This is a genomic window from Sphingobium amiense, from assembly GCF_003967075.1.
Taxonomy (GTDB): Bacteria; Pseudomonadota; Alphaproteobacteria; order Sphingomonadales; family Sphingomonadaceae; genus Sphingobium; species Sphingobium amiense.
Genome location: NZ_AP018664.1, coordinates 3,203,680 through 3,224,541, shown reverse-complemented (window position 1 = coordinate 3,224,541; position 20,862 = coordinate 3,203,680). Strand labels below are relative to the sequence as shown.

Sequence of the window (20,862 nt, the reverse complement as noted above, 5' to 3'; positions counted from 1 at the left end):
TTGAATCATCCTCCCCTTGAACGGGGAGGATTTTCAATCTCCGAAATCGTTCAGAACGGCACTTCGTCGTCCAGATCATTGTCGAAGTTCGGCCCGCCCGCGCGGCCGCCGCTGCCCTGCGAGCGTCCGCCGCCGAAGCCGCCGCCGCCCTGACCCCCGCTCTGGCCACCGCCCGATCCGCCGCCGAAATCGTCATAGTCGCCGCCGCCAAAGCCGCTCGACCCGCCGCTCCAGTCGGAGACGCCCTGGCCGCGCCCGCCGCCGCCGCCCTGACCGCCGCCCGCGCTGTCGAGCATGGTCAGGACTGCGCCCGGACCCTGCACCATCACTTCGGTCGAATAGCGGTCATTGCCGTTCTGGTCCTGCCACTTGCGGGTGCGGAGCTGGCCTTCGATGTAGATTTTGGAGCCTTTGCGCAGGAAGCGCTCGGCCACCCCGACCAGCCCTTCGCCGCCGATGACGACGCTGTGCCATTCGGTGCGCTCCTTGCGCTCGCCGGTCATGCGGTCCTTCCAGCTTTCGGACGTGGCGATGCGCAGATTGCAGATCTTGCCGCCGTTCTGGAAGCTCTTGACCTCCGGGTCCGCGCCCAGATTGCCGACCAGAATGACCTTGTTGACCGAGCCTGCCATGATTCCTCCGCTGCGTTGATCGGCCCTTATAGTCCCGCTGCGGTCGCGGTCCAGTAGGTGACGCCCGCCGCGACATAGGCGAGCGCGAAGAGGTAGCCGACCATGAACAGCGGCCATTTCCACCCGTTCGTTTCGCGCCGCGTGACCGCGATGGTCGAAATGCACTGCGGTGCGAAGATGAACCATGCGAGGAAGGCGAGCGCGGTGGGGAAAGGCCACTGGCGCTTGAGCCGGTCGCCAAGGCTCTGCGTCATCGCCGCCTCGTCATCGCCCGCGTCGATCGAATAGACGGTGGCGAGCGCCGAGACCGACACTTCCCGCGCCGCCATGGCGGGGATCAGCGCCAGCGAGATGTCGCGGTTGAAGCCGACCGGCGCCAGAACCACCTGCAGGCCGTTGGCGATTCGCCCCGCAATCGAATGATCGACCTGGCTTGTGGCATCGCCGTCGGGCACGCGCGGGAAGCTCAGCAGCAGCCACAGGATCATGGTGGACGCGAAGATGATCGTGCCCGCACGCTTGAGGAAAATGACCGCGCGCTGCCACAGGCCGAGCACTATGTCCTGCGGGCGGGGCCATTGATATTTGGGCATCTCCATCAGGAATCCGCCGCTCGCCCCTTTTGTGACGGTGAGGCGCAGCACCAGCGCCACCAGCATCGCGCCCACGATCCCCGCGAGATAGAGGCAGAAGAGAACGAAACCCTGCAGGCCGATGCCGTAACCGATGTCGCGCGCGGGGATGAACGCGCCGATGATGAGGGCGTAGACGGGCAGCCGCGCCGAACAGGTCATGAGCGGCGCGATCAGGATGGTGGTCAGGCGATCCCGCGGGTCGGCGATGGTGCGGGTCGCCATGATGCCGGGCACGGCGCAGGCAAAGGAGGAGAGAAGCGGGATGAAGGCCCGGCCCGACAGGCCGACCTTCGCCATCAGGCTGTCCATCAGGAAAGCGGCGCGGACCATATAGCCCGTCGCTTCCAGCATCAGGATGAAGAAGAAGAGGATCAGGATCTGCGGCAGGAACGCCACGACCGATCCCACGCCGTTGATGACGCCGTCCACCAGAAAGGACCGCAATATCCCGTCGGGCAGCGCGTCGCGCGTGGCCGCTGCGGCGCTGTCGGCCAGCCCCTCGATCATCGCGATGGGCGCTTCGGACCAGGCATAGACCGCCTGGAACATGATGAAGAGCAGCCCCAGCAGCAGGACGAGGCCCGCCACGGGATGCAGCGCCACCCGGTCCACCGCCGCCGTCAGCCGGCGCGAGGGGGTTTCGCGCACGACGGTCGCGCGGGCGATGCGGCGCGCTTCGCTGCGGGTCGCGTCGAAATCGCGCGCAGGCTGGGCCGGAGCGGCGGACTGCGCGCCTGCCAGCGCCGCGCCCAGTTCCTCGCGCAGATGGTCGAGGCCGCGCTTGCGCACCGCTACGGTCGACACCACCGGCACGCCCAGTTCGCGTGAGAGAATCGCCGCGTCCAGTTCCAGCCCGTCTCGCGTCGCCAGATCGACCATATTGAGCGCCACCACGGTCGGCAGGCCGAGCGCGATCAGTTCGAGCGCGAAACGCAGGTGATTGTCGAGGTTCGAGGCATCGACCACGATCACCAGCGCGTCGGGCCGTTTCTCGCCCGCCTGCCGTCCCAGCACCACGTCCCGCGTCACCTGCTCGTCCGGACTGCCGGGGGACAGGCTGTAGGTGCCGGGCAGGTCGACCAGTTCGACCGGGCGTCCATCGGCCAGCGCCAGCCGCCCCGCCTTCCGCTCGACCGTGACGCCGGGATAATTGCCCAGCTTCTGCCGTGCGCCGGTCAGCGCGTTGAACAGCGCGCTTTTCCCGGCATTGGGATTGCCGACCAGCGCGACCAGCGGGGTGGCGTTCACGCGGCCTGATCCTGCCCCTGGTCAGGGCGCTGCTCCTCGGCCCCGGTGCGCACGGTGATGGCCCCAGCATGGGCGCGGCGCATGGCGATGGTCATGCGGCCGATGCGGCAGGCGATCGGTCCCTTGCCCCACAGGCCGCCATGGTGCAGCGCTTCGACGCTCGCACCCTCGCACAGGCCGAATTCGCGCAGCCGCTGGCCTTCGGCGGGGGTGAGGGCCGACCAGTCGATCCGGTCGACATAGGCAGGGTGCCGCAGAGGCAGGTCAGTCAGGCGCAAGGGTCACGGACTCGCAATATGCTTCTGCGAGCGACTATCAATATCTTTAGCGATTGGCCAGCGCTATTCGCCGCGTCGCGTGTCAGACCACGGGATAGCGCAGCCGCCCGATGAAGCGCGACAGGCTGAGCCGTTCGCCGCCGCCCGCGCCCCTGACCTTCGCCTTCAGCTTCTCGAACCGCATCACATTTTCGACCCGGCGGGCGAGGAAGGCGCGGGTGTCGGCATGATCCTCGCTCTCGTCGTCGAGGAAGGCGAGCATCGTGGCGGCATAGAGCGCGGTCAGCGTGGCACGCTTGCTGTAATGATTGAGGTCGGTGGCGGTGTCGCCCGCCGCGCGCCACATCGCGTCCGCCGCCCGCCATGCGAGCTTTGCCGCGCGGGGCGCATTGACCGGCAGCGCGAGGATGGCGAGCGCCCTGCGCAGCGCGTCCCTGTCCGGCGCAACGATGGCGAGCCGCGCTTCGACCAGCGCGATAATTTTGGCCCGGATCGAGAGCGGGGCCAGCCTTTCGGGCGGCAGCACCTGCGCCATCGCCGCGTCGATGCTGGCGAACCACGCGTCGATCATCGCGACCGGGCCATCGGCGAAAGCGAGTTGCGCGACATCGGGGTCGATGCCCTTTTCGTTTGCCGCCATCGCGACAGCGGGCGCGCGCCAGCCATCGAAGGCGGCGTGGCGCGCAAGCACGGGTGCGAGGGTTGCGCGGATTTCGTCCAGAGTCAGGTCGTCGCTCATGCCCGCCAATCTAGGCGCGGGCGGGCAGGCGCACAAGCACCAGCGCCGCCGCCACCGCGCCTGCGCCCAGCCATTCCGCCGGGGTCAGCCATTCACCGAACAGCAGCCAGCCCAGCACGGCCGACACGATGGGTTGCAGCAGCAGGCTGAGGCCCAGAATCATCGGCGAGAACCACCCCACCGCATAGGTGAGCAGCCCCTGCCCGATGAGCTGGCTCGACAGCGCGAGGATGAGGAGGGGCGTCCAGTCGTGCGGCAGGATCGCTTCGCCCAGCGCGAGGGCGCACAGCAGCAGCGCCGGTGCGCTGAACGCGCTGGAAACCGCAAGCACCGACCAGCTATCCAGCCGTCCGCGCGCCTTCTGCACGATCAGCAGATAGACTGTATAGGAAAGGCCCGCGATCAGGCAGAGCAGATCGCCATGCAGGTTGCGGGCGGACAGTTCGTAGCTGCCGCCCATCATCACCAGAGCGCCCGCCGTCGCCAGCACCAGCGCCGCCGCCTGCGCGCGGGTCGGCCGCTGCCGCAACACCAGCAGCGCCCAGGCGGGCAGGAACAGCGCGCTCATATTGCCGAATATCGTTGCGTTGGCGACGCGCGTGTAGAGGATGCCGATATGCCACGCGCCCAGATCCACGCCGAAGATGATGCCCGCCAGCAGCAGCGCACGCCATTCGCCCCGCGTGGGCGGCGCGCGGCGCAGGCCCGGCAGCGCCAGCGCGATCAGCACCGGCAGGGCCAGCGCCAGCCGCCAGAAGCCCGCCGCCACCGGTCCCACGTCCGACAGGCGCACCAGCACCGGGCCGAGAGGCAGGAACAGATTGGCGAGCAGCAGCGCCGGAAATGCGAGCCGGGGCGTAGCAATTGCCGCAGTGGGGGTTGAAGTGGGCATCGCGGCTCCCTAGCTGGCTTTGCGCATCAAGTCCCGTTGCAAATTGCAACTATGATGACGAGGGAGACCCGATTTGACGACCCTGTTCGATCCCATCAAGCTGGGCGCAATCGACGCCCCCAACCGCATCCTCATGGCTCCGTTGACACGGGCGCGCGGCACGCGCGACCATGTGCCCACTCCGGTCATGGCCGATTATTACAGCCAGCGCGCGGGCGCGGGCCTCATCGTCAGCGAGGCGATCGGCATTTCGCGGCAGGGGCTGGGCTGGCCCCATGCGACGGGTCTTTGGAACCGGGATCAGGTCGACGGATGGCGGCGCGTCACCGATGCGGTGCATGACGCGGGCGGGCGGATCGTCGCCCAGCTCTGGCATATGGGCCGCCTCGTTCACAGCAGCGTGACGGGCCAGCAGCCGGTGGCGCCCAGCCCCGTCGCCGCGCCGGGCCATGCCCACACCTATGAGGGCAACAGGGATTATGAGACACCGCGCGCGCTTGCCGTCCCGGAAATTCCCGAACTGCTCGACACCTATGCGACCGCCGCGCGCAATGCGATTGCGGCGGGGTTCGACGGGGTGCAGCTTCATGCCGCCAACGGCTATCTGATCGACGAATTTCTCCGCAACGGCGTCAATGCGCGCACCGACGATTATGGTGGCAGCGCGGAAAACCGCGTCCGGCTGCTGCGCGAGGTCACGGGGACGCTGGTCGACGCCATCGGCGCTGAGCGCACCGGCGTGCGCCTGTCCCCCAACGGCAATACGCAGGGCACCGACGACAGCGATCCGCAGAGCCTCTTCCCCGTCGCGGCGCAGGCGCTCGACGCGCTCGGCATCGCCTTCCTGGAACTGCGCGAGCTGAAGCCCGACGGCACCTATGGCGCCAGCACCGTGCCGCCCCTGTCGCCGTTGATCCGCCAGCATTATAAGGGGCCGCTGATTCTCAACAGCGACTTCGACGGGGCGAAGGCGCAGGCGGCGCTGGACAGCGGCGTCGCAGACGGCATCGCTTTCGGGCGTCCGTTCATCGCCAATCCCGACCTTGTGGAGCGCCTCCGCACCGGCGCGCCGCTCAATCCGTGGGATGCCGCCACCTTCTACACGCAGGGCGCGGAAGGCTATACCGACTATCCCGTGCTGGAGACGGTCGCCTAAAAGCGCCTTTTGCATCGCGGATCGCCATGCCCTATATGCGGGGCATGGCGATCTTTCCCCGTCCCGTATCCCCCAAGAGCGCGCTCGGCGACTTCTGGGGCTATTTCAGGCAGCAGCGCCAGCATAAATGGCCGCTGCTGGGCCTGTCCGCCGCGCTGACATATGTGATCGTGTGGACCTTCGTGATCGACGCGAACACGAACACCATGCCTACGCGCAACAAGATCATCTATGTCGAAAGCTGGGACGCGAACCGGTCGGACGCCGCGATCATCCTCCAGCAGAAGATCGACTTCGCCAAGCGCGAAGCGGCGCTGGTCAGGCAGCAGCAGAAGATGCAGGGCTATGCCGACACTTTCGGCATCGAATGGCGCGACGAGGAAAAACGCAACAGCGCCCGGCGCAAGGAAGCGGTGAAGGCGATCGACGCCCTCCTCGACGAACGGCTGGCGAAAGCGGAAGCCGCCGACAAGGGCGTCAAGGCCGCCGACGCGAAGCCCGGAGTGGCGCAGCCCTGAACCCCGATCCCTCGCCCGCCGACGACCGGCGTCATATGGCCGCCGCCATCGCCCTGTCCGGGCGCGGGCGCGGCCTTTCCACCCCCAATCCCAATGTCGGCTGCCTGTTCGTGCGCGATGGGCATGTCGTCGGGCGCGGCTGGACGCAGAAGGGCGGCCGCCCCCATGCCGAGGCGCAGGCGCTGGAGCAGGCGATGGACCGCGCCCATGGCGCGACCGCCTATGTGACGCTGGAACCCTGTTTCCACCTTTCGCCGCGCGGGCCGCGCTGCGCCGACCTGATGGCGCGCGCGGGCGTCAGGCGGGTCGTCATCGCGCTGCGCGATCCCGATCCGCGCACCGACGGGCAGGGTGCGCAATGGCTGCGCGATCATGGCGTCATCGTCGAAATGGGGCTGATGGCCGACGAAGCCGCGCGCGCCATGAGCGGCTTCGTGCTGCGGCAGACGCTGGGACGGCCGCATGTGACGCTCAAGCTCGGCCTGTCGCTCGACGGGCGGATCGCGCTGGCGGACGGGCGCAGCCGCTGGATCACCGGTCCCGACGCGCGCGCCCATGCCCATGTCGAACGCGCGCGTCATGACGCCATATTGGTGGGCGGCGGCACGCTGCGCGCCGATGGTCCGCGCCTCGACGTGCGGCTGCCGGGGCTGGAGGACCGCGCGCCCCGCCGGCTGCTGCTGACGCGGGGCGACCCGCCCGCCGGGTGGGAGAAGATCGGCGCGCCCGAGGAGATCGCGGCGCTCGACCGTGTGGATCATCTGCTGGTCGAAGGCGGCGCGGGGACGGCGGCGGCGTTCCTGCGCGCCGATCTGGTGGACCGGCTGCTCTTCTATCGCGCGCCGGTCATCATCGGCGAAGGGCTGGCGGGCATCGGCGACATCGGCCTTGCCGATCTGGCGGCGGCGCACGGGCGTTGGCGCTCGTGCGACACGCGGATGCTGGGTGCCGACCGGCTTGAGGTTTACGAGCGGACGCGCAGCGCCTAGATCACGCCCCGGACGGCAGCAGGAAAGCAGATCATGTTCACCGGCATCATCACCGACATCGGCACGATCCGTGCTCATGAGCAGCGCGGCGACCTGCGGCTCGTCATCGGCTGCGGCTATGATATGGAGGGCGTTGCCATCGGCGCGTCCATCGCCTGTTCGGGCGCGTGCCTGACCGTGGTGGAAAAGGGCGCGGACTGGTTCGCGGTCGATCTGTCGGCGGAAACCGTGGCGCGCACCGCGCCGGGCCTTTGGGCCGAAGGCGGTCGGCTGAACCTCGAACGCGCGCTGAAGCTCGGCGACGAGCTGGGCGGCCATATCGTCACCGGCCATGTCGACGGCATCGGCACCGTGGTCGGCGTCTGCCCGGAAGGCGATTCGCACAAGGTCGGCTTTGCGGTCGAGGCGGCGCTCGCTCCGCTGATCGCGCCCAAGGGCAGCATTACGGTCGACGGCGTGTCGCTGACGGTGAACGAAGTGCGCGATGTCGAGGACGGGGCGCATTTCTCCGTCAACCTCATCCCCCACACCTGGGACGTGACGACGCTGGGGCGGCTGACGCAGGGCGCGCAGGTCAATCTGGAGATCGACGTGCTGGCCCGCTATCTGGACCGGATGCAGGGCGTGCGCAGCCGCACAATGTGATGCCCTCTTGCATTTATCACATTGCGATGTGATATGCCGCTCCGTCCCGCGATGGGAAGGAGTCGTTTTCATGTCGTCCGCGCTTCTCGATACCGTCCGCAGCCTCGTCACCGATGGCGGCATGTCCCGATCCGGCCTCGCCCGCGCCGCCGGCCTCCACGCCAATTCGCTGCGCAAGCTGGGCGAGCCGGACTGGAATCCGACCGCCGATACGCTGGGCAAGCTGGAAATCTATCTCACGAAGCGCGAGGGCGGCACCGCGCTCGCTTCTCCCGAGGAAATCATCAACGAAGCGCGCAACGGCCGCATGTTCATCCTCGTTGATGACGAGGATCGGGAGAATGAGGGCGACCTCGTCATCCCCGCGCAGATGGCGACGCCCGACGCGATCAACTTCATGGCGACGCACGGCCGCGGCCTCATCTGCCTCGCGCTGACGAAGGACCGCGTCGATACGCTCGGCCTCGACCTCATGAGCCGCAACAACGGCACCCGGCACGAAACCGCCTTCACCGTGTCGATCGAGGCGCGCGAGGGCGTGACCACCGGCATCAGCGCCGCCGACCGCGCCCGCACCATCTCCGTCGCGATCGACGGGTCGAAGGGGCGGGCCGACATCGTGACGCCCGGCCATGTCTTCCCGCTGGTGGCGAAGGACGGCGGCGTGCTCGTGCGCACCGGCCATACCGAAGCGGCGGTGGACGTCGCCCGGCTGGCGGGCCTCAATCCGTCCGGTGTCATCTGCGAGGTGATGAAGGATGACGGGACCATGGCCCGGCTCGACGACCTCATCCCCTTCGCCCAGAAGCACAGGATGAAGATCGGCACGATCCGCGACCTCATCGCCTATCGCCGCCGTCACGACCATATGGTCGAACGCCGCGCGGAAACGAGCTTCACGAGCAAGTGGGGCGGCGAATGGAAGGCGATCAGCTTCTATAATCGCGCCACCCGCACCGAACAGATGGTGCTGCAAAAGGGCCATGTCGTGCCCGACCAGCCGACTCTGGTGCGCATGCACCAGCTTTCGCTGCTCGACGACATCTATGGCGCGGAAGGCCGCCGCAGCGACCTGCTCGCCCGGTCGATGGAAATCATCGGGCAGGAGGGTTCCGGGCTGGTCGTTCTGCTCGCCGGATCGGACGACGGCGACTTTCTTTCCCGGTCGATTTCGCGATGGGCGGCCAAGGGCGCCGCGCCCGCTGACATGGACGAACTGCGCAATTATGGCGTGGGGGCGCAGTTGCTGGCGGAACTGGGCGTGCACGACATGATCCTGCTGACCAACAGCCACCACAGCCTGATCGCGCTTGACGGATATGACCTGTCCGTGGTCGACCAGCGCCCGATCGAACTCTGAAGGATTACCGATGGCCAAGTTCCTCATCGTCGAAGCGCGCTTCTACGACCATCTCAACGACCTGCTGATCGAGGGGGCGAAGGCCGCGCTGGACGAGGGCGGGCATCGCTATGAGGTGGTGACGGTGCCGGGCGCGCTGGAGATACCGGGCGCTGTCGCGCTGGCGGCGGAAACCGGGCGCTATGACGGCTTCGTCGCCATCGGCGTGGTGATCCGGGGCGAAACCTATCATTTCGAGGTTGTGTCGAACGAGAGCGCGCGTGGCCTGATGGCGCTCAGCATGGACGGCATCGCCATCGGCAACGGCATCCTGACGGTCGAGAATGAGGAACAGGCGCTGGTGCGCGCCCGTTCCGACCAGAAGGACAAGGGCGGCGAGGCAGCCAGGGCGGCGCTCGCGATGCTGGCGCTGCGGGAACGGTTCGGCGTCGCGTAAGGCGTGTAGCGCTCTTTCCGGCCGGAGGCGTTCCGCCGCTGGCCTGCGTTACCGGTGCGTGTCGCCTTCGGTGCGCCGCGGGGCGTTGGCGCGCCTCTGGCCTTGTGGATGGCGGGGCGTATACAGCTCTCGCGCCTGCCACCGGAACCGATCGGCGGCACGAACGTCTTGTCGATGCGCCCGTTCGGTGCAGACAGGACCGGGGCAGCCATTTGCCATTCACTTTCCGGCTTTCAACGATTTCCACGCCGGGTTTCCGGCGACTTTGGATGCTGCGCACGAAACTTTAATCAATTCGGTTAATCATGGTAAAACCTTTTCTTCAGGCGAAATATGGCCAACGATTCGATCAATATCGTTCCTGTCATCCTGTCCGGGGGATCGGGCACCCGCCTCTGGCCGGTTTCCAGACCTGAACGCCCCAAGCAGTTGCTGCCGCTGACGGCCGATGAGACCATGCTTCAGCTCACCGCCGTCAGAACGAGAGGGTTCAAGGCCGCTTCGGTGGACCGGCCCATCCTCGTGTCCAATGCCGCCCATGCGGACATCATCGACGATCAGTTGCGCCACAGCGGCGTCAGCGATCACCGGATCATTCTGGAGCCGGTCGGCCGCAACACCGCGCCCGCTATCGCGCTCGCCGCGCTGGAGGCGAAGCCCGACGACGCGCTGCTGGTGATGCCCAGCGATCATGTCATCGCCGACGTGCCCGCCTTCCACGCCGCCATCGAGCGCGCGCTGCCGCTGGTCGCGGACGGATGGCTCATCACATTCGGGATTACGCCCGAAGCGCCCGAAACCGGCTATGGCTACATCAAGATGGGCGAAACCTGCGGGACCGGGGTCAATCAGGTCGAGCGTTTCGTCGAAAAGCCGGACGTCGCCAATGCGGAACGGATGCTCGCGGAAGGGGGGCATGCCTGGAACGCGGGCATCTTCCTGTTCCGCGCCGACGCCTATCTCGCCGCGCTGGAACGGCATCGGCCCGACATGCTGGCGGCCGTGCGCGCCGCGATGGCGCAGGCCAAGCGCGAGGGCGCGCATATCTTCCCGGATGCAAAGGCATTCCATGCCTGTCCTTCGGATTCGATCGACTATGCGGTGATGGAGCGCGAAAGGAAGGTCGCCTGCGTTCCGGTCAGCATGGGCTGGTCGGACGTGGGGAGCTGGGATTCGCTGCACGCGGTCAGCGCCCGCTGCGCCGACGAGAATGCCGTGCGCGGCGACGCGCTGCTGCTCGGCGCGAAAAACTGCCTTGTCCACAGCGACGGACCGCGCGTCACACTGGTCGATGTCGACGATCTCATCGTCGTGGTATCGCAGGGCGACATCATGATCCTCAAGCGCGGCGAATCGCAGAAGGTGCGCAAGGTGACGGAGGCGCTCGCGGCGCTCGACGCTGCGAAGGCGGCGGGCGGATCGTCGTGCCCATCCTGAGAGCGGGACTATCATGACCCACACCGTTTCCATCGCCGATCTCATGGCCCGGTCGGGCGTGGCGTTCGGCACTAGCGGCGCGCGCGGCCTCGTTACCGCGATGACGGACGAAGTGTGCTTCGCCTACACCTGCGCCTTCCTCCAGCATCTCTCGTTCATCGGCCAGTTCGCGCCGGGCCGCCCCGTCGCGGTCGCGGGCGACCTGCGGCCGTCTACGCCGCGGATCATGGCCGCCTGCGCCGCGGCGATCCGGCACATGGACGGCAAGGTGGACAATTGCGGTTTCGTGCCCTCTCCGGCGGTCGCAGCCTATGCTTTTGCGCGAGGCATCCCGTCGCTCATGGTAACGGGCAGCCACATTCCCGACGATCGTAACGGCATCAAGTTCAACCGCACCGATGGCGAGGTGCTGAAACCCGACGAGCAGGGTATCCGCGCGCAGAGCGTCGATCTGCCCGACCTGTTCGATGGGGAGGGGATGCTGAAGGCAGCGCAGCCGCTGCCGCCGCCGGTCGACGCCGCGACGCCCTATATCGCGCGCTATGTCGACGCCTTCGGGCCGGAGGCGCTGTCGGGCGTGACGCTCGGCGTCTATGAACATTCGGCGGTGGGGCGCGACATCCTCGTCGCGCTGGTCGGGGCGCTGGGCGGCAAGGCGGTGCGGCTTGGCCGTTCAGACAAGTTCATCCCCGTCGATACCGAAGCGGTCCGCCCGGAAGACCAGCAGCTTGCGCGCGCATGGGCCGCAGAGCGGAAACTCGACGCAATCCTGTCCACCGATGGCGATTCGGATCGCCCGCTGCTCGCCGACGAGCGCGGCGCGTGGATGCGCGGCGACGTGCTCGGCATTCTGTGCGCGCGCGCGCTGGGGATCGGGGCGGTGGCGACGCCGGTGAGCTGCAACAGCGCGGTGGAGCTTTCGGGCCTGTTCGATGCGGTGCGCCGCACCCGGATCGGATCGCCCTTCGTGATCGAGGCGATGAACGCGCTGGCCGCCGAAGGGCAGACGAGCGTCTGCGGTTATGAGGCCAATGGCGGCTTCCTGCTGGCGACGCCGGTCAAGGTCGAGGGCCGCACGCTCGGCGCTTTGCCGACGCGCGACGCGGTGCTGCCGATCCTCGCGACGCTGGTCGATGCGCGGCGGCAGTGCGTGGCCCTCTCCGCGCTGCTGGCGCAACTGCCCGCGCGCTATACGTTCAGTGAGCGGCTGCAAAACTACCCCACCGCGCAGAGCCAGGCGCTGATCGCGCATCTGGAGCAAGGCAGCGAGACCGATGTGCTCCATCGCCTCACCGCCATGTTCGGCGGCATCGCAGGCGAAGCGGGCGGGATAGACCGCACTGATGGCCTGCGCGTCCATTTCAAGGGCGGCGATATCATCCATCTGCGTCCCAGCGGCAACGCACCTGAGCTGCGCTGCTACACCGAAAGCGACAGCAGCGAACGTGCGGCATCGCTCAACGAACAGGCGCTGGTGCTCGTGCGGGATTACCGGATCGGCTGACCCGCGCCCCCGAACGAGCGCCCGGACTTCACCGATCTGTCAGCGTGAAACGGACCGTCAGAACCTTGGTCGACGCGACCGGCACGCCGTCGCGCGTCGCGGGGCGGAACCGCCATTTGCGCAGGGCGTGGCGCTGCGTCGTTTCCCAGAAACTGTCGTCGCTGGCGCTGATCTTCTCGATGGCCGTGACGCGCCCGTCCGCGCCGATGCTGACCCGCACCGTCACCTTCCCGTCCAGACCCTGACGGATCATCGCGCCGGGATAGTCCGGCTGAAAGGCGGGCAGGGCGCGCGGGTCGATCTGCGCATCCGTCAGCACCGGGTCGGCTGGCGGCAGGGGCGGGGGGAAATAGGGCGGAAGCGGCTTTGACAGATCGCCGCCGCCTCCGGTCAGCCCTGCGTCGCGGGGCAGCGTGATCTCGGAGTCCGTGGCGGTCGGGCGCTGCGGCTGGGGTTGCGGCTGAACCGGCATTTTCGCGTCCACCGGCTTGTCGGGTCTGTTCTCCGGGGGCGGCGGGTCTTCCGGCACGGCATAGGTCGAGATTGGCGGGCTGGGCCGCACGATGTCGATCACCTCCTTGGGCAGCAGCAGAAATCCGGCCACCAGCAGCGCATGGACGGCGACCGTGCCGCCCAGCCCCAATGGCGAGCGGCGGCCCGCCCCATAGCGCGATTGTGCTTCCGCTCCCGTCCGTAGCCCGATTGACAGCATCGCAAGGCTCCTCTTCCCTGACCGGCATCCTCTCCTTCATGCGCTGCTGCCGATGATCCAATTCAACCGCATGATGTCATGATACAACATTATTTTATGATATGTTGCAACATCATTTTTCTGAACGCCGCCGATGCGTTTCAACTGTCTCTTTCGCTGTCTCCTTTGCTTGCTGCCGCCCGCCTTTCAGAGCAGCGTGTCGACCGCGTGGATGGCGAGGCCGACCAGCCCGCCGACCAGCGTGCCGTTGATGCGGATATATTGCAGGTCGCGGCCCACCGCGCCTTCGAGTCGCGCCGTCACCGTGCCTGCGTCCCAGCCGCGCACGGTATCGCTCACCAGCCGCACGATGGCGTCGCCATAGCTGGCGGTCGCGCCCACCGCCGCTCGCCGCACGAAGCGGTTGATGACGAGCCGCAGCCGCGCCTCCTGCTGCAGCGTGCCGCCCAGCGCGCGGAGCGCTTCGCCGAAGCGCCCCGCCATCGCCTTGCCCGGATCGCGCACCGCCCGGAGCAGTCCGGCCCGCGCCTGTTCCCACATGCCCTCGATCCACCGCTGCATCGCCGGATTGTCGAGGATTTCATCGCGGATCTTCGCGACCTTCGCCTGCATTTCGATATCGAACTGAAGATCGGTGGCCAGCTTCGCCATCCCTTCCTCGGCCTTCAGGCGCAGGCTGTGCTCCGGGTCGTCCGCCATGTCCGCCAGCATCTTGCGCAGCCCGGTCAGGATCGCATTGGCGAGATTTTCGTCGAGTCCGGTCCAGCGCAGCACCTTGCCCGCGCGCTCATGCACCATCTGCCGGATGAGATGCTCGTTCGCCTCCAGCGCGCGGTCGGCCCACTGGATCAGGCTGTCCATGACAGGCCCGTGCCGCCCGTCGCGCATCGCCGCCTCGATCGCCTGCCCGATCAGCGGCCCCATGTTGATCGCGCGCAGCCGCTGGCCGATCGCGCCCTTGACCATGCCGCCGAGCCGTTCCTGGTCGAGCGCTTCCAATATGTCGGCGGCAAGGCGCGAGGCTCCTTCGCGCAGCCGCCCGTCGCCTCCGGACGGACTGGCGAGGAAGCGTCCCGCTGCCGCCGCCACGTCCATATGCCGCATCCGCCGCGCGACCACGGCGGGCGTCAGGAAATTGTCGCGCAGGAAGGTCGCCAGCGTGTCGCCGATTCTGTCCTTGTTACGCGGGATGATCGCGGTGTGGGGAATGGGAAGGCCGAGCGGATGGCGGAACAGCGCCGTCACCGCGAACCAGTCGGCAAGGCCGCCCACCATCGCCGCTTCGGCAAAGGCCTGCACGAAACCGACGGCGGGATGGAGATGCGCCGTGGCCCGCGCCGCGACGAACAGCGCTGCCATCGCCAGCAACATGCCCGTCGCCACGATCCGCATCCGCCGCGCCGGGTGGGGCGCGGCAAACGGCGCGGGGCGGGGCAGGCGAAGCGGCGTCATCACCGCAGAACGGTTACGCGCCCGTTTCGTTCAGGCAAGCGCGATCTTTCGCCGCCCGCCCCGCGTCACTCCGCCGGCTGGACCGCGCCGCCGTCCTTATGCTCGGGCTTGTAGGTCAGCAGGCCGCGGCCCAGCTTCGGCCCGATCCAGCTTTCGAACCCGATGGCGAGGCTGAACACGGCGGGCACGATCACCAGCGTCAGGACGGTCGAAAGCAGCAGGCCGCCGATCACAGTGATGCCCATGGGCGCGCGCCAGGCGCTGTCGCCCGAAAGCGATATGGCGGTCGGCACCATGCCCGCGACCATCGCCACCGTGGTCATGACGATCGGCTGCGCGCGCTTGTGGCCCGCGTCGATGATCGCCTCATGCTTGGGCACGCCCTTCTCCATCTCCTCCAGCGCGAAGTCGATGACGAGGATCGAGTTCTTGGCGACGATGCCCAGCAGCATGAGCAGCCCGATGAACACCGGCATCGATAGCGGCTGCCCCGTGACATGCAGCGCGATAGCGCCGCCGAGCGGGGCGAGCAGCAGCGACCCCAGATTGACGAAGGGGGGCATCACGCGCTTGTAGAGCAGCACCAGCACCGCCAGCACCAGCAGCACGCCGGAAAAAACCGCGATGACGAAATTCTGCAACATTTCCGCCTGGAACTTGCTGTCGCCCGCGTTGATCTTCTGCACGCCCTGAATGCGGCCTTCGTTGATCGCCTTCATCGTGGGCAGCGCGTTCAGCTTGGTCATCGCCTGACTGGTGACGAGGCCCGGCGCAAGGTCGGCGCCCACCACCACGCGGCGGATCTGGTTATAACGGCGGATCTGCGTTGGCCCCGCGCCGAAACTGATGTCGGCCACGACGCGCAGCGGCACCGATCCGCCGTCGATGGTGGGAACGGGCAGGTTCTGGATCGTCGCGATGTCCTTGCGGCTATCCTCCGACAGGGAAACGCGGATAGGGATCTGCCGGTCTGCCAGCGAGAATTTGGCGGTGTTCTGGTCGATGTCGCCGATGGTGGCGATGCGGATCGACTGGCTGAGGGCAGCGGTCGTGACGCCCATGCTGGCGGCGAGGTCCATGCGCGGCTTGATGATGATTTCGGGCCGCTGCATGTCGCCCTGCACGCGTGCGTCGCGCAGTTCCCTGAGGCCCGCCATCTCCTTGACGAGCTGGTTGGCGGTCTTTTCGAGCAACACCGGATCGTCCGATCCGAACATCATGATGACGTCACGGCCAAAGCCGCCGCCCGACTGCGACTGGAAATTGACGCGCGCGTCCGCAATCGTCTGGAATTTGGGCGCGGTGCTGCGTTCCCAGTTGACGGACGACAGCGGCCTGTCCTTCTTCAGCGTCAGGAAGATGTCGGCGCCGGTCGGGGTGATGTCGGCAAAGGCGGCGTCGACCGTCGCGGTGTCGGCGGCCAGCATGTCCGCCACCTTGCGGGTGATCGCGGTGGTCTGTTCCAGCGTGCTGCCCGGCACGGTCTCGATCTTCACCTGACTGAAATCGGTGTTGATCGTCGGCTGGAAGGTCATGGGCAGCGTGGCGAAAGCGAAGATCGTCGCCACGAACGCCAATATGCCCACGCCGAGCGTCCACATGCGATGATCGGTGAACAGTCCGGCGACCCTGTTGCGGAAACCTCCGCGCGCCCGGCGGGCCTTTGCCCTGCCATTTTCCAGCGACCAGCGCAGCACGCCCATATAGCGGTCCATCAGCCAGCCTTCGCCATGGGTTTCCTCGCCATGGGCCTTGAGGAAATAGGCCGCGATCATCGGCGTGATGAGGCGGGCGACGGCAAGGCTCATCAGCACCGAAACGACGACGGTCATGCCGAACTGGATGAAGAACTGACCGGCAAGGCCGGGCATCAGCGCGACCGGCAGGAACACGGCGACGATCGCCATGGTCGTCGCCAGCACGGCAAGGCCGATTTCGTCCGCCGCGTCGATGGAAGCCTGATAGGCGGATTTGCCCATGCGCATATGGCGCACGATATTCTCGATCTCCACGATGGCGTCGTCGACCAGCACGCCCGCGACAAGGCTCAGCGCCAGCAGCGAGATGCCGTTGAGCGTGAAGCCCATCATGTCCATGAACCAGAAGGACGGGATCGCCGACAGCGGGATCGCGAGGGCGGAGATCATCGTCGCGCGCCAGTCGCGCAGGAAGAGAAACACGATCACCACCGCCAGCACCGCGCCCTCGATCATCGCCGACATGGCGCTGTGATACTGGCCACGCGTATATTCGACGCTGCTGTAGAGCTGCTTGTACTGGACCTTGGGATTTTCCTTCTTCAGCTTTTCCAGCACCTTCATCGCTTCGTCATAGACGGTGACGTCCGACGATCCCTTGGCCTTGGCCATGCTGAAACTCGTCACCTGCCGCCCGTTCATCAGCGAAAGGCTGCGCTGTTCGGCATACATGTCGCGCACGGTGGCAAGGTCGGAAAGCTTGACGGTGCGCCCGCCGGAGATCGCGATCTGCGTGTCTCCCAGCGCAAGGGCGTTGCGGGCGTTGCCTAGCACGCGGATCGACTGTTCCGCGCCTGCGATTTCGGTGCGGCCGCCCGCCGCGTTGATGTTCACCTGCTGCAGCTGGCCGTTCACCTGCGCGGCGGTGATGCCATAGGCTTGGAGCTTGGCGGGGTTCAGGATGACGCGGATTTCGCGGCTGACGCCGCCGCTGCGCTTGACCGCCGCCATGCCGGGCACCGACAGCAGGCGCTTGGCGACCGTATTGTCCACATACCAGGACAGTTGCTCCAGCGTCATGTCGGTCGCTTCGGCGCTGAAATAGGCGATGGGTCCGCCGTCGATGTCGATCCGCTGCACCTGCGGTTCGAGAATGCCCTGCGGCAGATCGCTGCGGATCTGGTCGACCGCATTCTTGACGTCATTGACCGCGCGGTCGACGGGCGTGCCGATCTGGAACTGGACATTGGTGAGGGACTGACCTTCGGATGCGAAGGAGGTGATGTCCTCCACTCCGTTGATGCCGCGCACCGCCGCTTCTATCCGCTGCGTCACCTGCGTTTCCAGCTCGGTCGGCGCGGCGCCGGGCTGAACCACCGTTACGCTGACCATCGGGAAGCTGACGTCCGGATTCTGGTTCACATCCATCCGCATGAAGCTGACGATGCCGGCCATCATCAGTGCTGCGAACAGCACCAGCGGCGTCACCGGATTGCGGATCGCCCATGCGGAGATATTGCGAAAATTCATGACGCGCTTCCTTCACCGGCCGCCATGGCGGTCCGCATTCTTCCTGCCGCGGCCTTCGTCACGCCCATGTCGTTACGGGCGCGTGGCCATTTCCGGCTTCACCTTCTGCCCGGGCGTCAGGAACGCACCGGCGGACGTCACGATCTTTTCCGCGCCCGTGATGCCGCTCGTCACCGCGACGCCCTCGTCGGACACCTGACCCACCGACACGTCACGCCGCTCGACCTGGTTCCTGCCGTTGATGATGTAGACGAAGCTGCCCCTGGCGTCGCTCTGCACCGCCGATTCGGGGAGCAGCGGCGCGCTGCCCGACCCGCTGGTGATGAGCGCGGACGCAAAGCCGCCGGGACGCAGCGCATCGTTGTAGGACAGGGCGATGCGCGCGATGCCCTGACGCGTCTGGGGATCGACCACGGGCGACACCTGCCACACCCGGCCCGCAAAGCCGCGCGTTCCGCCGATGGGCGTCACCACGGCGCTGTTGCCGGGCCGGATGCTGAGCAGGTCGGCTTCCGACAGCTGGGCGCGCATCTCCATCTCGCCGCCCTGTGCGAGGCGGAAGAGCACGGTGCTTCCGGCGCCGACGATCTGGCCCGGTTCGACCCCGCGCGTCAGCACGAGGCCGGCGGCGGGCGCGCGGATGTCGAGGCGGCCGTTGCGCGCCTGCTGTTCCTTCAACTGGGCGACGGCGACGTTCACGCGCGCCTGCGCGGCGTCGCGGGTCGCGGTGCGCTGGTCGATGTCCGCCGCGCTGATGAAGCCGCGCCCCACCAGAGCCTTCGCGCGGTCGAGCTGCGCCTGCGCGAGCTTGGCGTCGGCGCGCGCCACTTCGACCTGCGCGGCGAGCGAGCGGCCCTGTTCGATCTGGACCGAACGCTCGACCGTCGCGAGCACCTGTCCCGAACGCACCCAGTCGCCCGGCTGCACCAGCACGCGCGTCACCATGCCGCCTTCGCCCACCACGCCGACCGGCATGTCGATGCGCGCAGCGAGCGAACCCGTCGCGCTGATCGACCGCGCGACCTTGGACTGGCCGGGGCTGATGACGGTCACGACCGGTGCCGGTGCGGCCGTCGGCGCATCGGCTGGCTTGCCGCCACGCATCGAAATCCAGGCGGCAACAGCCACCAGAACCACCGCCACGCCAGCGCCGATCGTCAGCATCCGCCTGCGCCGTGCGCGCGCCGCGTCCTCGTCGATCGCGATCACCGCGTCCCCCGACAGCTGCGTTTCATAATTCATGCCGATTCCATCTTTCCGGCGCATGGCCCCTTGCTGCCAACTGTGTTATATGAATATATCACCGCGCTCAACCCCATTTAACATGGATGGCCGCGCGAAGGCAGTGGGCATGGGGCAGGAAAAGGTCGTAGCGCCAATCGACTGGCGACCGTCACGGATCGACGGACGACAGCTTCGTGACGATAGCGTATCGGGTTGCAAGAATCGCGCGGATATGGTGCTATGTGGACGCTACGGCGGCCGGAGGGAGGACCATGGATTTGCTTGCATGGATCTTTATTGGCTTGCTGGCCGGGGCGCTGGCGAAGCTGGTGATGCCGGGCCGCGATCCGGGCGGCTGCGTGGTCACGGTCCTGCTGGGGATTGCGGGCGCCCTGCTCGCCGGTTTCGTGGGGCGGCTGCTGGGCATCTACGCGCCGGGACAGAGGGGCGGGTTCGTCGCCGCCGTGCTGGGCGCGATCGCGATCCTCGCCGTCTATCGTTTCTTCACCGCAAGGCGCTGAGCGACCATGCTAAAAAGGGCCGCGCCATTGGTATGGCGCAGCCCTTTTGCATTTGATGGCGGATGTCGCGCGTTAGCGCACCGATCCGCGACGCACCAGATTGACGATCGCGAGCAGGATCACCGCGCCCACCAGCGACACGAGGAAGCTGTAGAGGGTCAGGCCCGCATTGTTGATCGAACCGCCGCTGAAAATCAGGCCGCCGATGAAAGCGCCCACGATACCCACGACGATGTTCAGCAGAATGCCCTGCTGCGCGTCGGTGCGCATGATCATGCTGGCAAGCCAACCAATGATACCACCGACAACAAGCCACAGAATGATGCCCATGTTACTCTCCTTGACCACGCCCCCAGCGGGTTGGGTGATCGGTTCAACGGAGAAGAGCGTCAGTCGTTCCATGGCGGCGAAATGATTCCGCGATGGAAACCATCGCCGCTTTGCGCCGTTTCGTCCCGCTTGGGCCGGAGCAAGCGCCGTCCGGAAAAGCAAAGGGGCCGCCGAACCCTCGTCCGGTGGCCCCTGATGCCGCGACGGCTGCCCGCGAACGGGGTCAGTATTTCTGCTGCCGTTCGTAAAGCGACTTGTAATATTGGATGCGGGTGACGCGCAGCCCGTGCATGCCCGAACGGTCGACCGCACGCTGCCAGCCGGCAAATTCCTCCAGCGTCAGATTGTAGCGCGCGCACGCTTCATCGACGCTCAGCAGGCCGCCGTTGACCGCGGCCACCACTTCCGCCTTGCGCCGCACCACCCAGCGGGTCGTGTCCCGCGGCGGCAGGCTGTCCAGGGTCAGGGGTTCCCCAAGCGGCCCGACGACCTGGGCGGGCCTGATTTTCTGGTTCTCTATCATTCTACCCTCAACTTTGCGGCGATGGCCTTGCCGAATTCGGCAGCGGAAACCTTTATGTGGATCAGCCCTGAAGATCGGCTAAAGCCCCACGGTAAACACTGCCTTCATCTTTCCCTGTCCCCGGTAAGTCGGTTTGCAATCAGCGGGTTGAAACTTCCCGCCAGTCGCGCGGCTTCGATCGTGCCGCCGGAACGCGGTGCGAAAATGCCCGCAAGTTCCTGGACCCAGTCTCCGTTACCATCCTGCCCCCGCAGAATGCCCGCCACGGCCTGCGCGGTCGGGCTGGCCGCCTGCGCCGCTGCCGTGGCAGCGCGCAGGAACGGCCAGACCGGCGTGCCGGCCAGATCGGCGGGGCGGGTTGATGCGGGCTTCAGCCCGCCACCCCGAAGGAAACTCAGGTCCAT

At 67.1% G+C, this 20,862-nt stretch carries 21 protein-coding genes; 9 read left to right on the top strand and 12 right to left on the bottom strand.

Annotated elements, in window-relative coordinates:
• Positions 1-50: 50 nt before the first annotated feature.
• From ssb to SAMIE_RS15695, 5 genes are all read right to left on the bottom strand, one after another.
• On the bottom strand, positions 51-632 hold the full coding sequence (ssb, locus tag SAMIE_RS15715; protein ID WP_066699893.1) for a single-stranded DNA-binding protein: 582 nt from the start codon (positions 630-632) through the stop codon (positions 51-53).
• Between the two features lie 26 nt (positions 633-658).
• Positions 659-2,515, bottom strand: coding sequence for a ferrous iron transporter B (gene feoB / locus SAMIE_RS15710; RefSeq protein WP_066699894.1), 1,857 nt, complete (start codon positions 2,513-2,515; stop codon positions 659-661).
• Positions 2,512-2,793, bottom strand: a complete 282-nt coding sequence (locus SAMIE_RS15705) for a FeoA family protein (RefSeq protein ID WP_066699895.1) — start codon at positions 2,791-2,793, stop codon at positions 2,512-2,514. The genes feoB and SAMIE_RS15705 overlap by 4 nt, the downstream gene beginning before the upstream one ends.
• An 82-nt stretch (positions 2,794-2,875) precedes the next feature.
• On the bottom strand, positions 2,876-3,532 hold the full coding sequence (locus SAMIE_RS15700) for a COQ9 family protein (RefSeq protein WP_066699897.1): 657 nt from the start codon (positions 3,530-3,532) through the stop codon (positions 2,876-2,878).
• Positions 3,533-3,542: 10 nt separating this feature from the next.
• Positions 3,543-4,424, bottom strand: coding sequence for a DMT family transporter (locus SAMIE_RS15695; RefSeq protein ID WP_066699899.1), 882 nt, complete (start codon positions 4,422-4,424; stop codon positions 3,543-3,545).
• A 73-nt stretch (positions 4,425-4,497) separates the two neighbouring features.
• Here SAMIE_RS15695 and SAMIE_RS15690 point away from each other — a divergent pair, with 73 nt between their 5' ends.
• The 8 genes from SAMIE_RS15690 to SAMIE_RS15655 all read left to right on the top strand — a co-directional run bounded on the left by SAMIE_RS15690 (position 4,498) and on the right by SAMIE_RS15655 (position 12,469).
• On the top strand, positions 4,498-5,580 hold the full coding sequence (locus SAMIE_RS15690) for an alkene reductase (protein ID WP_066699901.1): 1,083 nt from the start codon (positions 4,498-4,500) through the stop codon (positions 5,578-5,580).
• Positions 5,581-5,624: 44 nt separating this feature from the next.
• Complete coding sequence (locus SAMIE_RS15685) at positions 5,625-6,098, top strand: hypothetical protein (protein ID WP_174522218.1); 474 nt, start codon at positions 5,625-5,627, stop codon at positions 6,096-6,098.
• Complete coding sequence (gene ribD / locus SAMIE_RS15680; protein WP_267886505.1) at positions 6,095-7,087, top strand: bifunctional diaminohydroxyphosphoribosylaminopyrimidine deaminase/5-amino-6-(5-phosphoribosylamino)uracil reductase RibD; 993 nt, start codon at positions 6,095-6,097, stop codon at positions 7,085-7,087. Before SAMIE_RS15685 ends, ribD begins: the two co-directional genes overlap by 4 nt.
• A gap of 33 nt (positions 7,088-7,120) precedes the next feature.
• On the top strand, positions 7,121-7,732 hold the full coding sequence (locus tag SAMIE_RS15675; protein WP_066699905.1) for a riboflavin synthase: 612 nt from the start codon (positions 7,121-7,123) through the stop codon (positions 7,730-7,732).
• 70 nt (positions 7,733-7,802) lie between these two features.
• Complete coding sequence (gene ribB / locus SAMIE_RS15670) at positions 7,803-9,092, top strand: 3,4-dihydroxy-2-butanone-4-phosphate synthase (RefSeq protein WP_066699910.1); 1,290 nt, start codon at positions 7,803-7,805, stop codon at positions 9,090-9,092.
• A 10-nt stretch (positions 9,093-9,102) separates the two neighbouring features.
• Positions 9,103-9,528, top strand: a complete 426-nt coding sequence (gene ribH / locus SAMIE_RS15665; RefSeq protein WP_066699912.1) for a 6,7-dimethyl-8-ribityllumazine synthase — start codon at positions 9,103-9,105, stop codon at positions 9,526-9,528.
• Between the two features lie 333 nt (positions 9,529-9,861).
• A complete protein-coding gene (locus tag SAMIE_RS15660) occupies positions 9,862-10,965 on the top strand; it encodes a mannose-1-phosphate guanylyltransferase/mannose-6-phosphate isomerase (protein ID WP_066699913.1) in 1,104 nt (367 codons plus the stop codon).
• 13 nt (positions 10,966-10,978) lie between these two features.
• Entirely contained in the window at positions 10,979-12,469 is a 1,491-nt protein-coding gene (locus SAMIE_RS15655; protein ID WP_066699914.1) for a phosphomannomutase, read from the top strand.
• 28 nt (positions 12,470-12,497) lie between these two features.
• On the opposite strand, the gene SAMIE_RS15650 is transcribed toward SAMIE_RS15655, so the two are convergent.
• The 4 genes from SAMIE_RS15650 to SAMIE_RS15635 form a co-directional block, all read right to left on the bottom strand.
• Positions 12,498-13,181: an energy transducer TonB gene (locus SAMIE_RS15650; protein ID WP_066699916.1), complete on the bottom strand. Its 684-nt coding sequence runs from the start codon at positions 13,179-13,181 to the stop codon at positions 12,498-12,500.
• A 186-nt stretch (positions 13,182-13,367) separates the two neighbouring features.
• Entirely contained in the window at positions 13,368-14,633 is a 1,266-nt protein-coding gene (locus SAMIE_RS15645) for a DUF445 domain-containing protein (protein WP_066699918.1), read from the bottom strand.
• A 65-nt stretch (positions 14,634-14,698) separates the two neighbouring features.
• On the bottom strand, positions 14,699-17,860 hold the full coding sequence (locus SAMIE_RS15640) for an efflux RND transporter permease subunit (protein ID WP_066699920.1): 3,162 nt from the start codon (positions 17,858-17,860) through the stop codon (positions 14,699-14,701).
• 72 nt (positions 17,861-17,932) lie between these two features.
• Complete coding sequence (locus tag SAMIE_RS15635; RefSeq protein ID WP_066699921.1) at positions 17,933-19,102, bottom strand: efflux RND transporter periplasmic adaptor subunit; 1,170 nt, start codon at positions 19,100-19,102, stop codon at positions 17,933-17,935.
• A 254-nt stretch (positions 19,103-19,356) separates the two neighbouring features.
• On the opposite strand from SAMIE_RS15635, the gene SAMIE_RS15630 reads away from it, so the two are divergent.
• The gene (locus SAMIE_RS15630) at positions 19,357-19,605 is read left to right on the top strand and encodes a GlsB/YeaQ/YmgE family stress response membrane protein (RefSeq protein ID WP_066699922.1); all 249 of its coding nucleotides are present in this window, start codon (positions 19,357-19,359) and stop codon (positions 19,603-19,605) included.
• A 72-nt stretch (positions 19,606-19,677) separates the two neighbouring features.
• Here the strand turns inward: SAMIE_RS15630 and SAMIE_RS15625 are convergent, their stop codons facing one another.
• The 3 genes from SAMIE_RS15625 to SAMIE_RS15615 all read right to left on the bottom strand — a co-directional run bounded on the left by SAMIE_RS15625 (position 19,678) and on the right by SAMIE_RS15615 (position 20,862).
• On the bottom strand, positions 19,678-19,935 hold the full coding sequence (locus SAMIE_RS15625; RefSeq protein ID WP_066699923.1) for a GlsB/YeaQ/YmgE family stress response membrane protein: 258 nt from the start codon (positions 19,933-19,935) through the stop codon (positions 19,678-19,680).
• A 223-nt stretch (positions 19,936-20,158) separates the two neighbouring features.
• Positions 20,159-20,458 carry a CtrA inhibitor SciP gene (gene sciP / locus SAMIE_RS15620; protein WP_009820412.1) on the bottom strand — a complete coding sequence of 100 codons (300 nt, stop codon included), beginning with the start codon at positions 20,456-20,458 and terminating at the stop codon, positions 20,159-20,161.
• Positions 20,459-20,562: 104 nt separating this feature from the next.
• A complete protein-coding gene (locus tag SAMIE_RS15615) occupies positions 20,563-20,862 on the bottom strand; it encodes a hypothetical protein (protein ID WP_066699925.1) in 300 nt (99 codons plus the stop codon).